Here is a 16,151-nt window from a genome sequence, read left to right on the forward strand (position 1 = left end):
ATAGGTTCGAGGTGGAAGCATGGTGACATGTGGAGCTGACGAATACTAATAGATCGAGGACTTAACCATATAATATGAAGCAATGTTATCTAGTTTTGAAAGAATATAAAAAACTTGTTGACTTTAAAAGTTAAATAAGTTACAATGATTCTTGTCTTAAATGAATACAGTCTGGTAATGATGGCAGAGAGGTCACACCCGTTCCCATACCGAACACGGAAGTTAAGCTCTCTAGCGCCGATGGTAGTTGGGACCTTGTCCCTGTGAGAGTAGGACGTTGCCAGGCAAATGGAGGATTAGCTCAGCTGGGAGAGCACCTGCCTTACAAGCAGGGGGTCGGCGGTTCGATCCCGTCATCCTCCACCATTTAGCCGACTTAGCTCAATTGGTAGAGCAACTGACTTGTAATCAGTAGGTTGGGGGTTCAAGTCCTCTAGTCGGCACCAGAAAATCATGGCGGTTGTGGCGAAGTGGTTAACGCACCGGATTGTGGCTCCGGCATTCGTGGGTTCGATTCCCATCAGTCGCCCCATTTTTTCTTTAAATAATTAATATGCGGGTGTGGCGGAATTGGCAGACGCACTAGACTTAGGATCTAGCGCCTTTGGCGTGGGGGTTCGACTCCCTTCACCCGCACTTTTAATAAAATAACTCATACATGTCTTGCGGAAGTAGTTCAGTGGTAGAATACAACCTTGCCAAGGTTGGGGTCGCGGGTTCGAATCCCGTCTTCCGCTCCAATTTTCAATATGACATGCCGGGGTGGCGGAACAGGCAGACGCACAGGACTTAAAATCCTGCGGTGGGTGACCACCGTGCGGGTTCGACCCCCGCCCTCGGCACCATATGCGCCCGTAGCTCAATTGGATAGAGCGTTTGACTACGGATCAAGAGGTTAGGGGTTCGACTCCTCTCGGGCGCGCTTTTATTAACGGGAAGTGGCTCAGCTTGGTAGAGCACCTGGTTTGGGACCAGGGGGTCGCAGGTTCAAATCCTGTCTTCCCGATTTTCCAAAAACATGGGGCCTTAGCTCAGCTGGGAGAGCGCCTGCCTTGCACGCAGGAGGTCAGCGGTTCGATCCCGCTAGGCTCCACTTTATCTATTATATGTCTCGGAGGTATACCCAAGTTCGGCTGAAGGGATCGGTCTTGAAAACCGACAGGCGGTGAGAATCGCGCGGGGGTTCGAATCCCTCTACCTCCTCCATTTTCTTTTAAGTGGTTTACATACATATAATAATAAAATTTTTATTTTTCCTTCATGGAGGTATACCCAAGTTCGGCTGAAGGGATCGGTCTTGAAAACCGACAGGCGGCGAGAGTCGCGCGGGGGTTCGAATCCCTCTACCTCCTCCATTTTTTTAAAAAAATATTATATTGTCGCGGGGTGGAGCAGCACGGTAGCTCGTCGGGCTCATAACCCGAAGGTCGCAGGTTCAAATCCTGTCCCCGCAACCAAATGGTCCCGTGGTGTAGTGGTTAACATGCCTGCCTGTCACGCAGGAGATCGCCGGTTCGACCCCGGTCGGGACCGCCATTTATGTTGGCTCGGTAGCTCAGTCGGTAGAGCAGAGGACTGAAAATCCTCGTGTCGGCGGTTCGATTCCGTCCCGAGCCACCATTTTTTTATGCCGACTTAGCTCAATTGGTAGAGCAACTGACTTGTAATCAGTAGGTTGGGGGTTCAAGTCCTCTAGTCGGCATCCTTTAGGGGCATAGTTTAAAGGTAGAACTGAGGTCTCCAAAACCTCCAGTGTGGGTTCGATTCCTACTGCCCCTGTAAAGTATATGGGCCTATAGCTCAGCTGGTTAGAGCGCACGCCTGATAAGCGTGAGGTCGATGGTTCGAGTCCATTTAGGCCCACCATATATATTATTCCGCAGTAGCTCAGTGGTAGAGCTATCGGCTGTTAACCGATCGGTCGTAGGTTCGAGTCCTACCTGCGGAGCCATGGCCCGTTGGTCAAGTGGTTAAGACACCGCCCTTTCACGGCGGTAACACGGGTTCGAATCCCGTACGGGTCATAAAAAAAGAGTCAGCATATTGCTGACTCTTTTTTATTGTGCGTGAATCCTTCTTTATCAACTGATTTTCCTGAAATAAATAAAGGGATTTAGGAAAAGCTATGGTATGTATAAAAAGGAGGAGACAAAAATGACACGAGTGAGAGACTTTATGAGTACTCATGTTGTACATTGTACACCGCTAGACAATGTATATGAGGCTGCTGTAAAGATGAAAGAAGAATCGATTGGATTGATTCCAGTTATTGAAAATGAGCAAGTTGTTGGGCTTGTTACGGACCGAGATTTAGTTGTTCGTGGGATTGCTGAGAAACATCCTGGATCTAATAAAATTACAAATGTAATGACAACAAACATTGTTTCAGTTTCTCCAGATGATTCTATTGAAAAAGCTACAGAGTTAATGGCACAGTACCAAATTAGACGATTACCAGTAGTTGAGAGTGGTCAACTCGTTGGGATGTTAGCACTAGGTGATTTAGCTATAAGAGAATCGGCAGATGATCAAGCCGGATTTGCTTTAAGCGAAATTTCGGAGCATACGGAATGAAGAGAGACTTTCATTAGTGGGATAAGTTACGTATAAAAATCAGATGCATTATTCTAGTATATATGGATTAAACTAATATGTTAGCATGGTGTATCTGAGACATTATATAATATAAGTATACAGTTAGTAATTTCGACAGTTTTTTTAAATTTGTCATTCCTAATTTTAAATAAGAGAAAAAATGATATACTGATAGATATAAGTATTATGAAAAATTTTGAATATAACAATATTCATTGTTAATGATGTAATAATGGATTAATATTTCCTATGTAGACAAAAGGGAAGGGGAATTATATGAGGGCTGTACAGCGCGATCCAAATTGGAATTTGGTTACAGATACATATATAGAACCAAATAATTTCGCTGAATTATTTTCTTTGCTTGTACCTTGTCATCCAAAAGGTGAAGGGAAAGAACGAACTATATTAGTGTGGAAAGAAAAAGAATTTTATAAAGAAGAAAATTTAGCAGCATTTATCGTATACGGAATGGATAAAGTAAAGAATTTGCCGCAGTTTCATAAAGATGAAATTCCAACTCTAGTACGTATTCTTCGCTTATGCCAAGAGATTGGGTGGTATGAAGAAGCAAATACTTTTATGATAACTCAAGGACTAGCTGAGTTTGTTCACACTTCATTGGAATATGAAACGTGGGATCTTTTGACGCAAGCGGTTGCTTTAAACTATTTAATTATTAAATATCGTATTGGTGAATTGACTGATGGGGATGTAGAAATTTGGGATAGGGTTAAATTTAATGAGAAATGTATAACGGATTGTAAACATCTATTATCTCATAAAGAAGTATTGGAATTTACATTCTTTTATATGTGTAAGAGAGCTAAATTACTATCAAAAGAGCAATTAAATAGTGATATGATGAGTCTAGCGATGTATTGTAATACGTTTGTGTATGACTTATACACACATGACTTATTACGAAAATATCGTAAGTGTACAGACTTCCTATCATATTATGGACCTAGTCAAGCGGTGTTAGCTTGTCAAAGAGCTGTACTTTCTCAAATTTCAGATCGATTAGACCCATTGAAAACTACTCATGTAGATGATTATTTATATGTAATGAAAGAAATGATGGAGCATATGACGATAGGAATAATGGATCGATATGATTATTTTATCGGGAAGTTATTATCATATGTGCCATTTTTCGAAATGATTCAAGTTCCACAACATGCATATTATTGTGAAGAATTACTGTATATTTGTAAGGGCATTGAATATAAAGAAGAAATATTACGCAATTATATATTTATACAATTACATGATTGTTTACCATCATTCTTTAAACTATTTCTTAAAAATAAGCGTTATGCAACAATTCATGATATTTTGTTCTATTGGTGTGATGATGAACAAAGAATGAGCTTAGAGAAAAAATATAATCTGAGCTTTATTTATGAAAAATATGCTTGTGGATAAAGAGCATTTTCTATATAAATTAAAAAGGATCTCAAGTTTATGTGAGATCCTTTTTTTATTAATAAAGCAAGGAGAACGCAATTAAGACGAGAAATAACATTCCATAAAGGAGAAATTGTGCCGTCTTGCTTCCTTGTATACCAAAAAAAGTATTTATTTTTGTGTATAAATTCAATATATATTTTATCGGATTATCTTTGAAAGATCGGTACACAGTGTCTCCTCTTTCTAAGCTTTTTGTTCGTGTTTTTTGTTAGTAGGGACATGAATGTATCTAGCTATGAATAATAAAACAGCCATAAAGAATACAGGAAATACGGTAGATAAATAAAAACCATTACTAATAATATTTGTTATTAGGGCACTTAATAGAAAGATGGCATTATATATATGGGCAATTTTTTGTTTTAGTTGTACTTGAAAGGATTCCATCATAATTTCTAAAGCAACAAAAGCAATGATAATAGATAAAAATACAGTATTTGTATTGTAAATGATTAAACAACAGATTAAACCTAAAAAGGCTAAGTATTCAATTAAGAGAGGTATATTGATATTGCGTTGCATACAATTTACCTAACTAAATATGGCAGTGGGTTTACTGCATTTGTTTTTTCAAAATTCCATTCTCCATTGTGTAATTCAAAATGAAGGTGTTGCCCGTATGAATGACCTGTGTTTCCCATATGACCTACTAATTGTCCAGCTTGTACTTGATCACCAGCTTGTACAGTGCGATCTTTCATGTGTGCATAGACTGTTGTATATAATTTCCCGTTTATTTGATGGGCGATGAACACAACATTGCCATAGCTAGCTGAATAATATGATTTCACAACTTTACCTGCAGCTGCCGCCTGGATAGAGACATTACCCTGAGCTGCAATATCTATACCATAATGCATTTGTTCCCAACGCATATCAAAGGTTGAGCTAATTCTTCCTTGAGTAGGGAATTTGAAAACAGCTGGAATGGAAGTAGGTTGAGCTGTTTGAGTTTGATTTTGATTTTGCACCACATAATGTTTTGCCACATATCCGTATCCTGTGCCAAAACGAACTTTATACCAAGTTCCTACAGTTTCCACTACTTGTATTTGTGTACCATTTTGTAATGAACCAAGTAGTGCACTACTTGTACTAGCGTTGCTACGTACATTAAGTTTAGGTGTTGCAACTGTGTATTTCGTATTATTTTCTGTGATGCCTTTTACTAAAGGTTGTGAACCATTAGACACGAATGCTTTTTGTACGTAACCTGTTTTGCCATTATGTAAAATTTTATACCACTCGCCTTGTTCTTCTTGAATGGTAACGAATTTCCCATTTGGTAATACATCTAAAATTGAAGATTCTAAATTAGGTTCAGAACGAACGTTTAATGCATTGGCATTAACGATGTATTGATTATTAGATTGAAGTTTGTTTTTTAGTAGAATAGCATCTTTTTGTACGTAACCTACTTTATTATTAACAGATACTTTATACCAGCCATTAGTTGTTTCAAGTATGTTTACTTTCGTATTAAAGCGAATCGTATCAATTGATGAGCTATTTGCGTTATCTTTTGTATGTAAGGCTACTTGATCGACTTTGACATATCCAGTTTTCACATTAGATAATTGTTCAGCGTTGGCTGTTTGTACATTTGTTTCTCCCATAGAAGGAAGTAAAGAGGCAATTGCGACAGTAGTTGCTGTTAAAGCAGTAGCTTTCATATTCATATAATAGAGACCTCCTCTAGTTGTATAGTTGTAATTTTATTATAGTATAAAGATATAATATAGTGGGTGTATTCACATAAATGTAATATGAAATCAACATAAAAATAAATTTTTTGAGGATAATGATTCCTTTTTATCCAATTAATTAGGATGATAATTTCTAAGATAGAACATAAGTATTATATAGTTTTGTTATTTTGTTGACAATTGAGAAAATTAAAATAGTTGATGATGTCTTATTACGATGTTATACTGACAGTGATAATTTTATAGTTTGCTAGGAGAGCTGGTGTTGCCAGCTGAGAGTAGGCCGTAAGCCTTTGATCCTTTTCATTACCTGATCTAGATTATGCTAGCGTAGGGAAGCAATTCGGACACTAATAATGAGTCCCCGTTTCTTTGCGTATAGAAACGGGGCTTTTTTATTTGAAAATTTCATATTGAAACCACTAGGGGTGCTTGTTGTGCTGAGAGAGGAATAATCCTTAACCCTTACAGACCTGATCTAGGTAATACTAGCGAAGGGAAGTGGAGCAACGAATAAATTATAATTTTATTTGCTGTAACCACTTCTTATTTAGAAGTGGTTTTTTATTTAGATATATAAATTGAAAGGGGATAGCGAAATGAAATTTTGCGATAGATTATTAGATACTGTACAACCAGTTTGGGAGATGAGTCATAATCATCCGTTTGTAGTAGGTATGGGGGATGGCACGTTAGAAAAAGATAAGTTTCAGTATTACATTATTCAAGATTATTTATATTTGTTAGATTATGCAAAGCTATATGCTATTGGTGTTGTAAAAGCAACGAATCCACAAGTAATGGGGAAATTTGCTGAACAAATTGATGGCATATTAAATGGAGAAATGACAATCCATAAACAGTATGCAAAAAGACTTGGAATTTCTATAGAGGAGATAGAGTCTGCAAAGCCATCTGCTAAAAATTTAGCGTATACAAATTATATGATGTCTGTATCTCATAATGGCACACTTGCGGAATTAATAGCAGCACTTCTTCCATGTATGTGGAGCTATTGGGAAATTGGAAAGCGTTTAAATGATATTCCTGGAGCAAGAGATCATGAATTCTTTGGGGAGTGGATTCAAGGATATAGTTCTGAAGAATACGGTAACCTTTGTATTTGGTTAATAGATTTATTAAATGAAATGGCAGTTGGAAAGTCTGAAAAAGAGCTAGATCGATTAGAGGAGATTTTCCTATATTCCAGTCGATTTGAATATTTATTCTGGGATATGTCCTATCGTAAGGAGATGTGGGGATTTGAGGAGCAAGAACATACTACAGTTTCATAATGTTTCTTTTCATTATGATGAGAAGCCAATCATCAATGAATTAAATGCTTCTATACAAGATAAAGAGTTTGTAAGTATTATCGGACCGAGTGGATGCGGGAAAAGTACTTTATTTCGCCTTATTACAGGTTTAGAAGAAGCAAGTACTGGACAGATAGAGCTGACAGAAACAAAGAGCCATCCTGTAGGGTATATGCCTCAAAAAGATATGCTTCTGCCGTGGAGAACGATTATTGAGAATGCTGCTCTGCCGCTAGAGTGCCAAGGTGTACAGAAGAAAGAAGCACAAATAAAGGCAAAGGAATTGTTACATAAATTTGGCTTACAAGGGTATGAGACAAAATATCCGAAAGATTTATCTGGTGGTATGAGGCAACGCGTATCTTTTATTCGAACTTTATTAACGGGCGGGGAGATATTGCTGTTAGATGAACCGTTTAGCGCGTTGGACGCTTTAACGAAGGCATCTTTGCAAGAGTGGCTGTTTGAACAATGGAAAGAGTGGGAAAAAACAATTTTATTTATTACTCATGATGTGGAAGAAGCATTGTTTCTTTCTAATCGAGTTTTCGTTGTAGAAAATCAACCGATAACTACTTTAACCGAGAGGGTTGTACCACTTGATCGTAATCGAACAAGAAAAGATTTATATAAGCCTGAAGTGTTAGCGCTTAAAGATGAGCTTCTTAGTATGTTACAAAGGCAGGTACTCGTATGATGAGCCGGTTGAAGGAGTTATTACCTGCCCTTACACTTTCTAGCATTTTACTTGTCTTTTGGGAAGTAGGCGCAAGAATTATAGATGAAATGTACATTTTACCGTCACCGTCTGCAATTGTAATGAAGATATGGAAACTAAAAGATATATTATTCACGGTTCATTTGCCGGCAACATTATACGTCGTTTTAATAGGGGTAGCTATTTCTATCGTACTTGGAGTAGGACTAGCGATGTTAATGAATGCGAGTAATTGGATGGAAAGAGCATTTTATCCATTATTAGTTGCCTCACAAACGATTCCGATTACAGCGCTTGCTCCACTTTTCGTTTTATGGTTTGGATATACGATCTGGAGTAAGGTTGTTGTTACGGTTTTAATTACGTTTTTCCCAATTGCGGTCAATACGTATGATGGGCTGCGCAGTACGAAAAAAGAATGGGAGGAGCTCTTAGTTACGTATGGGGCAACGAAAAAAGATGTTTTTCTTAAATTAAAGTTACCATCTGCTCTTCCTTATTTTTTCTCAGCTCTAAAAATTGCAGTTCCGCTTAGTGTAATTGGGGCAGCAATCGGTGAATGGCTCGGTGCACAAGCTGGGCTTGGATATTTCAGTAAAAGAATGATGACGCAGTTAGACGGAGCAGGTGTATTTGCACCCATTGTATTGTTATCATTATTAGCTATTTTCTTCGTCATACTTATCTCGGTATTAGAAAAGAAATTTATTAGTTGGAGGAAGTATTCATGAAATTGTTAAAATGCATCTTTGTGTTGACATTATTAGTTGCAATGATTACTGGATGTTCTAGTAATTCAGCATCAGATAAGGGGAAAAAGGAAAAAGAAATAACGGTCATGCTTGATTGGTACCCAAATGCGGTACATAGCTTTATTTATGCAGCAATTGAAAAAGGCTATTTTAAAGAAGAAGGAGTAAAGGTGAATATAAAATTCCCTTCTAATCCGACTGATCCATTAACTTTAGCAGCTGCAGGAAAAGTAACGGTTGGCTTATATTATCAGCCAGATGTTGTCATGGCAAAAGCAAATGAACAAATTCCGGTGAAATCAATTGGAGCTGTCGTACGTTCACCATTAAATCATGTTGTATCGCTGAAATCAGCAGGCATTCAATCGCCAAAAGATTTAGAGGGGAAAACAGTTGGATATTCTGGAACACCTTTAAGTGAGATGTATTTAAAAACGATGGTAAAAGAAGCTGGTGGTAATCCGGATACAGTGAAAGTAGTCGATGTTGGCTTTGATCTAGTACCGGCATTAATTACGAAAAAAGTAGATGCGGTAACAGGGGCATACATTAACCATGAAGTACCTGTTATGCGTCATGAAGGTCATGAACCAGCGTACTTTAATCCAGCTGATTACGGTGTACCGAATTATCATGAGCTTGTATTTGTAACAGGTGATAAAACGTTGAAAAAAGATAAAGAAGCGTTACAAGCCTTCTTACGTGGTACGAAAAAAGGCTATGATTTCATGAAGAAAAATCCAGATGAAGCATTAAATATTTTATTAAATCATCAAGAAAAAGAAAACTTCCCACTTGTACCAGAAGTTGAAAAAGAAAGTATGAAAATTTTATTAGAGAAAATGGAAACGAAAGATGAGCCATTCTTATCAGATTCAAAAGAATCATGGGAGAAACAAAATAAATGGCTGAAAGATAAAGGAATGACGAAAGAAATCGTTCCGGCCGATGAGTTATTCGAAAACATTTTAAAGTAGGCGAATGAATATGAAAAATGAGCTTCATGTAATCTCAAATGGTCACATGTCATTCGAAGAGTTAGTGAATGTAGCGATGCAAATTGAAAGTGAGATTGATTATTTGCATATTCGTGAGCGTGAGAAGAGTACGAAGGATTTGTATGAAGGTGTGGAAAGTCTTTTGAAGAAAGGCTTTCCGGCATCAAAAATAGTGATAAATGATCGAATTGATATCGCTATTTTATTAAACATTCCACGCGTGCAGCTAGGATATCGAAGCGCAAATGTAAAGTCGGTGAAAGAAAAGTTTTCTTATTTGCATGTCGGCTATTCTGTACATTCTTTAGAAGAGGCGATCGATGCATTTAAGAATGGAGCGGATTCACTCGTCTATGGTCATGTATTTCCGACAGATTGTAAAAAAGGTGTGCCAGCGAGAGGGCTTGAAGAGGTTTCAGACATTGCAAAGTGTTTATCCATACCGATAACAGCAATTGGTGGAATTACCACGGAAAACACTGGGGATGTTCTTACTAACGGTGTCAGTGGTATTGCTGTTATGTCTGGGATTATAAGTAGTAGTAACCCGTACAGCAAAGCGAGATCTTATAAGGAATCAATAAGAAAGTGGGCGGAAAAACATGTGTAAGAAGTATGATGTAGCGATAATTGGCGGTGGTGTAATTGGTAGTTCAGTTGCACATTTTCTAGCAGAAAGAGGACATAAAGTAGCGATTGTAGAGAAGCAAAGAATTGCATCTGAAGCCTCGAAAGCAGCCGCTGGTTTACTTGGGGTTCAGGCAGAATGGGACGCTTATGACCCGTTATTTGAACTTGCTAGAGAAAGCCGTGCTATATTTCCACAACTTGCAGAAGTTTTACGTGAAAAAACAGGCATCGATATTGGGTATGAAGAAAAAGGCATTTATCGCATTGCTCAAAATGAAGAGGAGAAGGAAAGAATTCTTCATATTATGGATTGGCAGCAGAAAACAGGTGAAGATTCTTACTTTCTAACGGGAGACCTTTTACGAGAGAAAGAGCCGTTTCTATCTGAGTCAATTATAGGGGCTGTATATTATCCGAAAGATGGTCACGTTATTGCACCAGAGCTTACGAAAGCCTTCGCACATTCCGCATCATTCTCGGGTGCGGATATATATGAACAGACAGAAGTGTTTGATGTTCGTATTGAAAATAATAAAGTGAATGGGATTGTGACAAGCGAAGGTATTATCACTTGCGAAAAAGTGGTTATTGCGGGTGGCTCATGGAGCACGAAGTTACTAGGACATTTTCACCGCGAATGGGGTACATATCCAGTTAAAGGAGAGGTAGTAGCGGTAAGAAGTAGAAAACCACTTTTAAAGGCGCCTATTTTCCAAGAAAGGTTTTACATTGCCCCAAAGCGCGGCGGACGTTACGTAATTGGAGCAACGATGAAGCCCCATACGTTTAATAAAACTGTTCAACCAGAAAGTATTACTTCTATATTAGAGCGCGCGTATACAATATTACCAGCTTTAAAAGAAGCAGAGTGGGAAAGCGCATGGGCAGGGTTAAGACCACAATCGAATCATGAAGCTCCTTATATGGGAGAGCATGAAGAAATAAAAGGTTTATATGCTTGTACTGGACATTATCGAAACGGTATTTTATTAAGTCCTGTTTCTGGTCAGTATATGGCTGATTTAATAGAAGGAAAGCAGGAAAATCATTTGCTAGATTCATTGCTTTCTAAAAAGGTTTAGAAAGGGGATGGGAGTTTGAATTTAAAAATTAATGGTAATCAAATTGAAGTGCCAGAGAGTGTGAAAACAGTAGCTGAGCTACTTACACATTTAGAGTTAGATAACAGAATTGTTGTAGTAGAACGTAATAAAGATATTTTACAAAAGGATGATCATAACGATACATCTGTTTTTGATGGAGACCAAATTGAGATTGTAACTTTCGTAGGAGGCGGTTGATTATGTTAAACATTGGGCCATTTTCATTTCATTCTAGACTTTTATTAGGAACAGGGAAATTCTCTGATTTTGATGTACAGCAAAAAGCAATTGACGTTTCTGAGGCTGAAATTTTAACGTTCGCAGTACGTCGCATGGATATATTTGATGCAAAGCAACCTAATTTATTAGAGAAACTTGATGTGAAAAAATATACGTTATTACCAAATACAGCAGGAGCAAAAAATGCTGAAGAAGCTGTTCGAATTGCAAAATTAGCAAAAGCTTCAGGGCTTTGTGACATGATAAAAGTAGAAGTTATTGGGGATGATAGAACGTTATTACCTGATCCAGTCGAAACATTAAAAGCATCTGAAATGTTACTAGAAGAAGGATTTATCGTTCTACCATACACATCTGATGATGTTGTATTAGCTCGTAAATTACAAGAACTTGGCGTACACGCCATTATGCCAGGAGCATCACCGATTGGTTCAGGGCTTGGTATTGTAAATCCGTTAAATTTAAGCTTCATTATTGAACAAGCGACAGTACCAGTTATCGTTGATGCTGGTATTGGTAGTCCAGCTGATGCGGCATTTGCAATGGAATTAGGAGCGGATGGCGTGTTATTAAATACAGCTGTGTCAGGAGCAAACGATCCTATTAAAATGGCACAGGCAATGAAATTAAGTATTGAAGCAGGACGTTTAGGCTTTGAAGCGGGGCGTATTGTACGAAAACGTTGTGCAACTGCAAGTAGTCCTTTAGAAGGAATGAGTGTAGTTGAATAATCGATATTCTCGCCAAGAATTATTTTCTCCAATTGGAGAAGAAGGGCAACGAAAAATAAGAGAAAAGCATGTACTCATTATCGGCGCAGGTGCATTAGGTAGTGCAAATGCAGAGATGTTTGTAAGAGCTGGTGTAGGCACAGTAACGATTGTGGACCGGGATTATGTCGATTGGAGTAATTTACAAAGGCAGCAATTGTATGCAGAGAGTGATGTGGAAAATAATCTTCCGAAGGCTGTAGCGGCAAAAAAACGCCTAGAAGAGATCAATCGTGAAGTAAGAGTAGAAGCTCTCGTTCAAGATGTAACAGCTGAGGAGTTAGAAGAACTTGTGACAAACGTAGATGTAATGATTGATGCAACTGATAATTTCGAAACGCGTTTCATTGTAAATGATATAGCGCAAAAGTATTCTATTCCATGGATTTACGGAGCATGTGTGGGGAGTTACGGTCTTTCTTACACCATTCTTCCTAGTAAAACGCCATGTTTATCATGTTTATTACAATCGATTCCGCTTGGCGGAGCGACATGTGATACAGCGGGCATTATATCACCTGCTGTATCTCTTGTCGTTTCTCATCAAGTAACAGAAGCTCTGAAATTGCTAGTAGAAGATTATGAATCACTTCGAGATGGACTTGTATCGTTTGATATGTGGAAGAATGAATATTCATGTATGAATGTGCAAAAACTTCGTAAACACAATTGTCCTTCGTGCGGAGAAAATGCGATATACCCGTATTTAAATAAAGAAAATACATCGAAAACAGCAGTTTTATGCGGGAGAAATACAGTTCAAATTAGACCACCTCATAAAGAGGAAATGGATTTTGAACGATACAAAGAGCTGCTGAATGATCGTGTGAATGATTTAAATGTAAATCCATATTTATTATCATTTTCTGTGGGAGAAAAGAGATTAGTTGCTTTTAAAGATGGTCGTGTACTCGTACATGGAACGAAAGATATAAGCGAAGCAAAAACAATTTATCATCGCTATTTTGGGTAGAAAAGGATGAGTGGGATGAAAGTAAATAAAGCTTTAACAATTGCAGGATCTGATAGTGGTGGCGGTGCTGGTATTCAAGCAGATTTAAAAACATTCCAAGAGCTTGGTGTGTATGGGATGACGGCTATTACGGCAATTACTGCTCAAAATACGCTTGGCGTTCAAGGGGTATATCCAGTTCCGTTAGAAGGTATTACGGAACAGCTGAATTCAATTGGTACGGATTTAACACCAGATGCTGTGAAATTAGGAATGTTATTTAGCAGTGAAATTATTCAAATTGTAGCAGAACATATTAATAAATTTGGCTGGAATAATATTGTACTAGACCCTGTTATGATTGCTAAGGGCGGTGCATCACTATTACAACAAGAAGCAGTACAAGCATTAAAAGAATATTTATTACCAGTAGCAACTGTTGTAACACCGAATGTTCCGGAAGCAGAAGTGTTAACTGGGATGGAGATTCAAAATATAGAAGATAGTAAAGAAGCTGCGAAAGTATTGCACGAATTAGGTGCTAAATATGTGCTTATGAAGGGCGGACATGCAGAATATCAAGGTAATGAAGTAATTGATTTACTCTTTGATGGAGAAGCGTTTATTGAATTTAGATGTGAACGAATTCCTTCGAAGCAAACGCACGGAAGCGGATGTACATTCGCGTCTGCAGTTACAGCAGGACTTGCTAAAGGGTATTCAATTGAAGAGGCAGTTCAAGAGGCAAAACGATTTATTAGTATAGCGATTGAAGAGCCGTTGAATATTGGAAGTGGTCATGGACCAACGAATCATTTTGCTTATAAATTGAATGAAGTACAAGCATAAGTGAAAATTTAACCAGTGGGGATATACCCTCACTGGTTATAAATATTAATAGGGATTATTTGATTGGTTTAGCTTGTTTAAATGTGCCTTCTTAGATGAGTAAAGTATATACAAGGTGTGATGATATTAATATTAAAAATATAATGTATGGAATCATAGCTTTCTTATTATTACTTAAGTATTTACTATAAATTAATAACAAACAAGAAAGTAAAAAAATGATTTCTAATGTGGTGCGGAATTCAGTATAACTAGGAATAGTAACCAATATCGCTAGAATTATTAGTGACGAATTTCCTAGAATAGTTATTATTTGAATAAAATTTTTCTTTTTATCCTCGGTCATATACCATCCTCATTTCACCTTTAATTTTTAATCATTTCTTTATCTAGTATTATTACAATATGATTAATGAAAATTCCTATTGAATGTAAATATTTATTGTTTACTTTTTCCAAATACAAGAGTAATATATCAGCCAGAATACATTTTTTGTAATACGCTGAGTCCAAATATATGGAGCGGAGGAACCAATTTGTGCGTCGTCACTCGGGGTGAATCTTTCAATTTTGAAAGTAGGGCTACTCTCAAAGTCCGAATCCGACAGCTAACTTCGTAAGCGTCTTGAGAGAGGACGGTGCCATGATGGATACATCACTTCATCGGTCTGATTAGTATAGGGGAATATCAATCTATGTTTGAGTTCTTTTATGCTAAGGAGGATGAGGTACATGGAACTAACACTTATTTGTGTTGGAGGAGAAAGTAAGGTAAACAGTTTAAGAGATTTAGTTGCATTTCAACATGAGTTAATTATTTTTACAGCAAATGAAGAGATAGCGGCTGAAGTTAGGGATTGTGGATTTGATTGGACGTATAGTTGTAGTAAGGAGCAAGATTTTACTAGTATTTGTGAGTGTATTAAGAAGGTGATTTTATTAGGAGATGAACTTCCAATCGTTAGTTTCTTCACAGAACACATTCGCTATTCTGTTCAAGCACCTATTACTGTTGTTACAAGGAATAAACGATATCCAGCGAGGCTCTATGAAACAATTGGAGCTAAATTTGTCGTGTTTACGAATTGTGATAATATTTCTTTTTTATTTTTTGAATAGGGCGAGGGAGAGGAAGATGAAAGTGTTGCTACTAGGAGATATAGCGAATCGTTGGGCGGTATCAGTAGAGCGAGTTCAAGAATTGATCCAGATTGATCCTCTGTTTCCAAGGCCATATATTATATTACCATCAAAGGACAATTTATATTTAGAGACGGATATTAACGAATATGAACAGTTACATGTAGAATTAGCACAAGTTTATATTCGCGGGAGAAATTTACGCGCTTTTTTACGAGGGGAATAAATAGTGAATGAAAACAGAGCGAATGCTGAGTGCAACAAGCCATGCACTTCATGTCATTCGCTCTTTTGATTTCGTATTTAAAAGGTTATTTCTGTGAAAAAGAAAGAAAAGGCGAGAAAACAGATGAAAGAATATTAATAACACTCAATGTAAGCGTTTAAATAGATGGATATTTTCTTATTTTCAGTAATTTGCCTCTTTACAAGTTAAATATAGAGGAGTATATTTACTCTCATAAATCATTCATAAAATTTCCAAAAAAACCTAAAATCGCTGAGTTCCAGAAATGGAGCGGGGGAACCAATTTTGTGCATCGTCACTTGGGGTGAATCTTTCAGTTTTGAAAGTAGGGCTACTCTTTAGGCCCGAATCCGACAGCTAACCTCGTAAGCGTTTAGAGAGGAGGTTTACTTTGTGTTGTTCATTTCGAACACTAAGTAGAGCTTAGTGTTCTTTTTTTGATTGTTTAATGGTAAATTTTTACAAGAGAGAGGGATATCTATGTTAGATGTTGTAATGATCGGGATTTTTGTTGTGTTAGTCGCATCGATGGCAAGTCTTGCAAGTTGGTCAGATAAAGTTGTGAAAGAAGGGAAGCAATCATGACGATTGCCTTATCGGTTATTGTTGCAGCAATTACGGTGTACTTAGTGTATGCATTATTAAATCCGGAAAAGTTTTAA

General features: G+C 37.4%; 18 protein-coding genes, 19 tRNA genes, 1 rRNA gene and 4 riboswitches. Of the genes, 36 read left to right on the forward strand and 2 right to left on the reverse strand.

Going from position 1 to position 16,151, the window contains the following annotated elements:
* Positions 1–170 precede the first annotated feature (170 nt).
* From rrf to KVT31_RS09015, 22 genes are all read left to right on the forward strand, one after another.
* A 5S ribosomal RNA gene (rrf, locus tag KVT31_RS08910) occupies positions 171–286 on the forward strand.
* Positions 287–290: 4 nt separating this feature from the next.
* Positions 291–366, forward strand: a tRNA-Val gene (locus KVT31_RS08915).
* 4 nt (positions 367–370) lie between these two features.
* Positions 371–446 (forward strand) — tRNA-Thr (locus KVT31_RS08920).
* 10 nt (positions 447–456) lie between these two features.
* A tRNA-His gene (locus KVT31_RS08925) sits at positions 457–532 on the forward strand.
* Between the two features lie 23 nt (positions 533–555).
* Positions 556–636, forward strand: a tRNA-Leu gene (locus KVT31_RS08930).
* Between the two features lie 29 nt (positions 637–665).
* A tRNA-Gly gene (locus KVT31_RS08935) sits at positions 666–740 on the forward strand.
* Positions 741–756: 16 nt separating this feature from the next.
* Positions 757–845 (forward strand) — tRNA-Leu (locus KVT31_RS08940).
* A 3-nt stretch (positions 846–848) separates the two neighbouring features.
* Positions 849–922: transfer RNA gene (locus tag KVT31_RS08945), tRNA-Arg, on the forward strand.
* Between the two features lie 10 nt (positions 923–932).
* Positions 933–1,006 (forward strand) — tRNA-Pro (locus KVT31_RS08950).
* A gap of 14 nt (positions 1,007–1,020) precedes the next feature.
* Positions 1,021–1,093 (forward strand) — tRNA-Ala (locus KVT31_RS08955).
* A 20-nt stretch (positions 1,094–1,113) separates the two neighbouring features.
* Positions 1,114–1,206: transfer RNA gene (locus KVT31_RS08960), tRNA-Ser, on the forward strand.
* A 56-nt stretch (positions 1,207–1,262) separates the two neighbouring features.
* Positions 1,263–1,355: transfer RNA gene (locus tag KVT31_RS08965), tRNA-Ser, on the forward strand.
* A gap of 25 nt (positions 1,356–1,380) precedes the next feature.
* Positions 1,381–1,457: transfer RNA gene (locus KVT31_RS08970), tRNA-Met, on the forward strand.
* Positions 1,458–1,460: 3 nt separating this feature from the next.
* Positions 1,461–1,536, forward strand: a tRNA-Asp gene (locus tag KVT31_RS08975).
* An 8-nt stretch (positions 1,537–1,544) separates the two neighbouring features.
* A tRNA-Phe gene (locus KVT31_RS08980) sits at positions 1,545–1,620 on the forward strand.
* Positions 1,621–1,629: 9 nt separating this feature from the next.
* Positions 1,630–1,702: transfer RNA gene (locus KVT31_RS08985), tRNA-Thr, on the forward strand.
* A 6-nt stretch (positions 1,703–1,708) separates the two neighbouring features.
* Positions 1,709–1,779, forward strand: a tRNA-Trp gene (locus KVT31_RS08990).
* A gap of 10 nt (positions 1,780–1,789) precedes the next feature.
* Positions 1,790–1,866 (forward strand) — tRNA-Ile (locus tag KVT31_RS08995).
* 10 nt (positions 1,867–1,876) lie between these two features.
* Positions 1,877–1,951 (forward strand) — tRNA-Asn (locus KVT31_RS09000).
* 1 nt (position 1,952) lies between these two features.
* Positions 1,953–2,024, forward strand: a tRNA-Glu gene (locus KVT31_RS09005).
* A gap of 130 nt (positions 2,025–2,154) precedes the next feature.
* Complete coding sequence (locus KVT31_RS09010) at positions 2,155–2,574, forward strand: CBS domain-containing protein (RefSeq protein WP_088095203.1); 420 nt, start codon at positions 2,155–2,157, stop codon at positions 2,572–2,574.
* A gap of 297 nt (positions 2,575–2,871) precedes the next feature.
* A complete protein-coding gene (locus tag KVT31_RS09015) occupies positions 2,872–4,023 on the forward strand; it encodes a DUF3965 domain-containing protein (protein WP_088095204.1) in 1,152 nt (383 codons plus the stop codon).
* Positions 4,024–4,251: 228 nt separating this feature from the next.
* On the opposite strand, the gene KVT31_RS09020 is transcribed toward KVT31_RS09015, so the two are convergent.
* Positions 4,252–4,590: a hypothetical protein gene (locus tag KVT31_RS09020; protein ID WP_087979487.1), complete on the reverse strand. Its 339-nt coding sequence runs from the start codon at positions 4,588–4,590 to the stop codon at positions 4,252–4,254.
* A 5-nt stretch (positions 4,591–4,595) separates the two neighbouring features.
* Positions 4,596–5,747: an SH3 domain-containing protein gene (locus KVT31_RS09025; protein WP_088095205.1), complete on the reverse strand. Its 1,152-nt coding sequence runs from the start codon at positions 5,745–5,747 to the stop codon at positions 4,596–4,598.
* 269 nt (positions 5,748–6,016) lie between these two features.
* Positions 6,017–6,128: riboswitch (TPP riboswitch) on the forward strand.
* A 60-nt stretch (positions 6,129–6,188) separates the two neighbouring features.
* Positions 6,189–6,291: riboswitch (TPP riboswitch) on the forward strand.
* Between the two features lie 82 nt (positions 6,292–6,373).
* On the opposite strand from KVT31_RS09025, the gene tenA reads away from it, so the two are divergent.
* The 14 genes from tenA to kdpF all read left to right on the forward strand — a co-directional run bounded on the left by tenA (position 6,374) and on the right by kdpF (position 16,151).
* On the forward strand, positions 6,374–7,069 hold the full coding sequence (gene tenA / locus KVT31_RS09030; RefSeq protein WP_088095206.1) for a thiaminase II: 696 nt from the start codon (positions 6,374–6,376) through the stop codon (positions 7,067–7,069).
* A complete protein-coding gene (locus KVT31_RS09035) occupies positions 7,038–7,787 on the forward strand; it encodes an ABC transporter ATP-binding protein (protein WP_088095207.1) in 750 nt (249 codons plus the stop codon). Before tenA ends, KVT31_RS09035 begins: the two co-directional genes overlap by 32 nt.
* Positions 7,787–8,539, forward strand: a complete 753-nt coding sequence (locus KVT31_RS09040; protein WP_088095261.1) for an ABC transporter permease — start codon at positions 7,787–7,789, stop codon at positions 8,537–8,539. Before KVT31_RS09035 ends, KVT31_RS09040 begins: the two co-directional genes overlap by 1 nt.
* Entirely contained in the window at positions 8,536–9,537 is a 1,002-nt protein-coding gene (locus KVT31_RS09045; RefSeq protein WP_088095208.1) for an ABC transporter substrate-binding protein, read from the forward strand. Before KVT31_RS09040 ends, KVT31_RS09045 begins: the two co-directional genes overlap by 4 nt.
* A gap of 10 nt (positions 9,538–9,547) precedes the next feature.
* The gene (gene tenI, locus KVT31_RS09050; RefSeq protein WP_088095209.1) at positions 9,548–10,168 is read left to right on the forward strand and encodes a thiazole tautomerase TenI; all 621 of its coding nucleotides are present in this window, start codon (positions 9,548–9,550) and stop codon (positions 10,166–10,168) included.
* Entirely contained in the window at positions 10,161–11,270 is a 1,110-nt protein-coding gene (gene thiO, locus KVT31_RS09055) for a glycine oxidase ThiO (RefSeq protein ID WP_088095210.1), read from the forward strand. Before tenI ends, thiO begins: the two co-directional genes overlap by 8 nt.
* Positions 11,271–11,285: 15 nt before the next feature.
* Complete coding sequence (gene thiS / locus KVT31_RS09060) at positions 11,286–11,489, forward strand: sulfur carrier protein ThiS (protein WP_088095211.1); 204 nt, start codon at positions 11,286–11,288, stop codon at positions 11,487–11,489.
* Positions 11,490–11,491: 2 nt separating this feature from the next.
* A complete protein-coding gene (gene thiG / locus KVT31_RS09065; RefSeq protein WP_088095212.1) occupies positions 11,492–12,262 on the forward strand; it encodes a thiazole synthase in 771 nt (256 codons plus the stop codon).
* Positions 12,255–13,274 carry a thiazole biosynthesis adenylyltransferase ThiF gene (gene thiF / locus KVT31_RS09070; protein ID WP_088095213.1) on the forward strand — a complete coding sequence of 340 codons (1,020 nt, stop codon included), beginning with the start codon at positions 12,255–12,257 and terminating at the stop codon, positions 13,272–13,274. Before thiG ends, thiF begins: the two co-directional genes overlap by 8 nt.
* Positions 13,275–13,280: 6 nt before the next feature.
* A complete protein-coding gene (gene thiD, locus KVT31_RS09075; protein ID WP_140392347.1) occupies positions 13,281–14,102 on the forward strand; it encodes a bifunctional hydroxymethylpyrimidine kinase/phosphomethylpyrimidine kinase in 822 nt (273 codons plus the stop codon).
* 491 nt (positions 14,103–14,593) lie between these two features.
* Positions 14,594–14,741: riboswitch (cyclic di-AMP (ydaO/yuaA leader) on the forward strand.
* Between the two features lie 93 nt (positions 14,742–14,834).
* Complete coding sequence (locus KVT31_RS09080) at positions 14,835–15,221, forward strand: hypothetical protein (protein WP_048562513.1); 387 nt, start codon at positions 14,835–14,837, stop codon at positions 15,219–15,221.
* Between the two features lie 16 nt (positions 15,222–15,237).
* Positions 15,238–15,468, forward strand: a complete 231-nt coding sequence (locus tag KVT31_RS09085; RefSeq protein ID WP_140392348.1) for a hypothetical protein — start codon at positions 15,238–15,240, stop codon at positions 15,466–15,468.
* A 261-nt stretch (positions 15,469–15,729) separates the two neighbouring features.
* Positions 15,730–15,875: riboswitch (cyclic di-AMP (ydaO/yuaA leader) on the forward strand.
* Between the two features lie 94 nt (positions 15,876–15,969).
* Positions 15,970–16,074 carry a SipW-dependent-type signal peptide-containing protein gene (locus KVT31_RS09090; RefSeq protein ID WP_000887889.1) on the forward strand — a complete coding sequence of 35 codons (105 nt, stop codon included), beginning with the start codon at positions 15,970–15,972 and terminating at the stop codon, positions 16,072–16,074.
* On the forward strand, positions 16,071–16,151 hold the full coding sequence (kdpF, locus tag KVT31_RS09095) for a K(+)-transporting ATPase subunit F (protein WP_000150656.1): 81 nt from the start codon (positions 16,071–16,073) through the stop codon (positions 16,149–16,151). Before KVT31_RS09090 ends, kdpF begins: the two co-directional genes overlap by 4 nt.

It is taken from the genome of Bacillus sp. GbtcB14 (genome assembly GCF_019091205.1).
GTDB lineage: Bacteria > Bacillota > Bacilli > Bacillales > Bacillaceae_G > Bacillus_A > Bacillus_A cereus_AG.

Bases quoted from the DNA above. Each gene is read 5' to 3' on its own strand.
- KVT31_RS09080 (WP_048562513.1), top strand. From the start codon at position 14,835: ATGGAACTAACACTTATTTGTGTTGGAGGAGAAAGTAAGGTAAACAGT.
- kdpF (WP_000150656.1), top strand. From the start codon at position 16,071: ATGACGATTGCCTTATCGGTTATTGTTGCAGCAATTACGGTGTACTTA.
- thiG (WP_088095212.1), top strand. From the start codon at position 11,492: ATGTTAAACATTGGGCCATTTTCATTTCATTCTAGACTTTTATTAGGA.
- KVT31_RS09020 (WP_087979487.1), bottom strand. From the start codon at position 4,590: ATGCAACGCAATATCAATATACCTCTCTTAATTGAATACTTAGCCTTT.
- KVT31_RS09045 (WP_088095208.1), top strand. From the start codon at position 8,536: ATGAAATTGTTAAAATGCATCTTTGTGTTGACATTATTAGTTGCAATG.
- KVT31_RS09025 (WP_088095205.1), bottom strand. From the start codon at position 5,747: ATGAATATGAAAGCTACTGCTTTAACAGCAACTACTGTCGCAATTGCC.
- tenI (WP_088095209.1), top strand. From the start codon at position 9,548: ATGAAAAATGAGCTTCATGTAATCTCAAATGGTCACATGTCATTCGAA.
- KVT31_RS09085 (WP_140392348.1), top strand. From the start codon at position 15,238: ATGAAAGTGTTGCTACTAGGAGATATAGCGAATCGTTGGGCGGTATCA.
- thiD (WP_140392347.1), top strand. From the start codon at position 13,281: ATGAGTGGGATGAAAGTAAATAAAGCTTTAACAATTGCAGGATCTGAT.
- thiO (WP_088095210.1), top strand. From the start codon at position 10,161: ATGTGTAAGAAGTATGATGTAGCGATAATTGGCGGTGGTGTAATTGGT.
- KVT31_RS09015 (WP_088095204.1), top strand. From the start codon at position 2,872: ATGAGGGCTGTACAGCGCGATCCAAATTGGAATTTGGTTACAGATACA.
- KVT31_RS09040 (WP_088095261.1), top strand. From the start codon at position 7,787: ATGAGCCGGTTGAAGGAGTTATTACCTGCCCTTACACTTTCTAGCATT.
- tenA (WP_088095206.1), top strand. From the start codon at position 6,374: ATGAAATTTTGCGATAGATTATTAGATACTGTACAACCAGTTTGGGAG.
- KVT31_RS09010 (WP_088095203.1), top strand. From the start codon at position 2,155: ATGACACGAGTGAGAGACTTTATGAGTACTCATGTTGTACATTGTACA.
- KVT31_RS09090 (WP_000887889.1), top strand. From the start codon at position 15,970: ATGTTAGATGTTGTAATGATCGGGATTTTTGTTGTGTTAGTCGCATCG.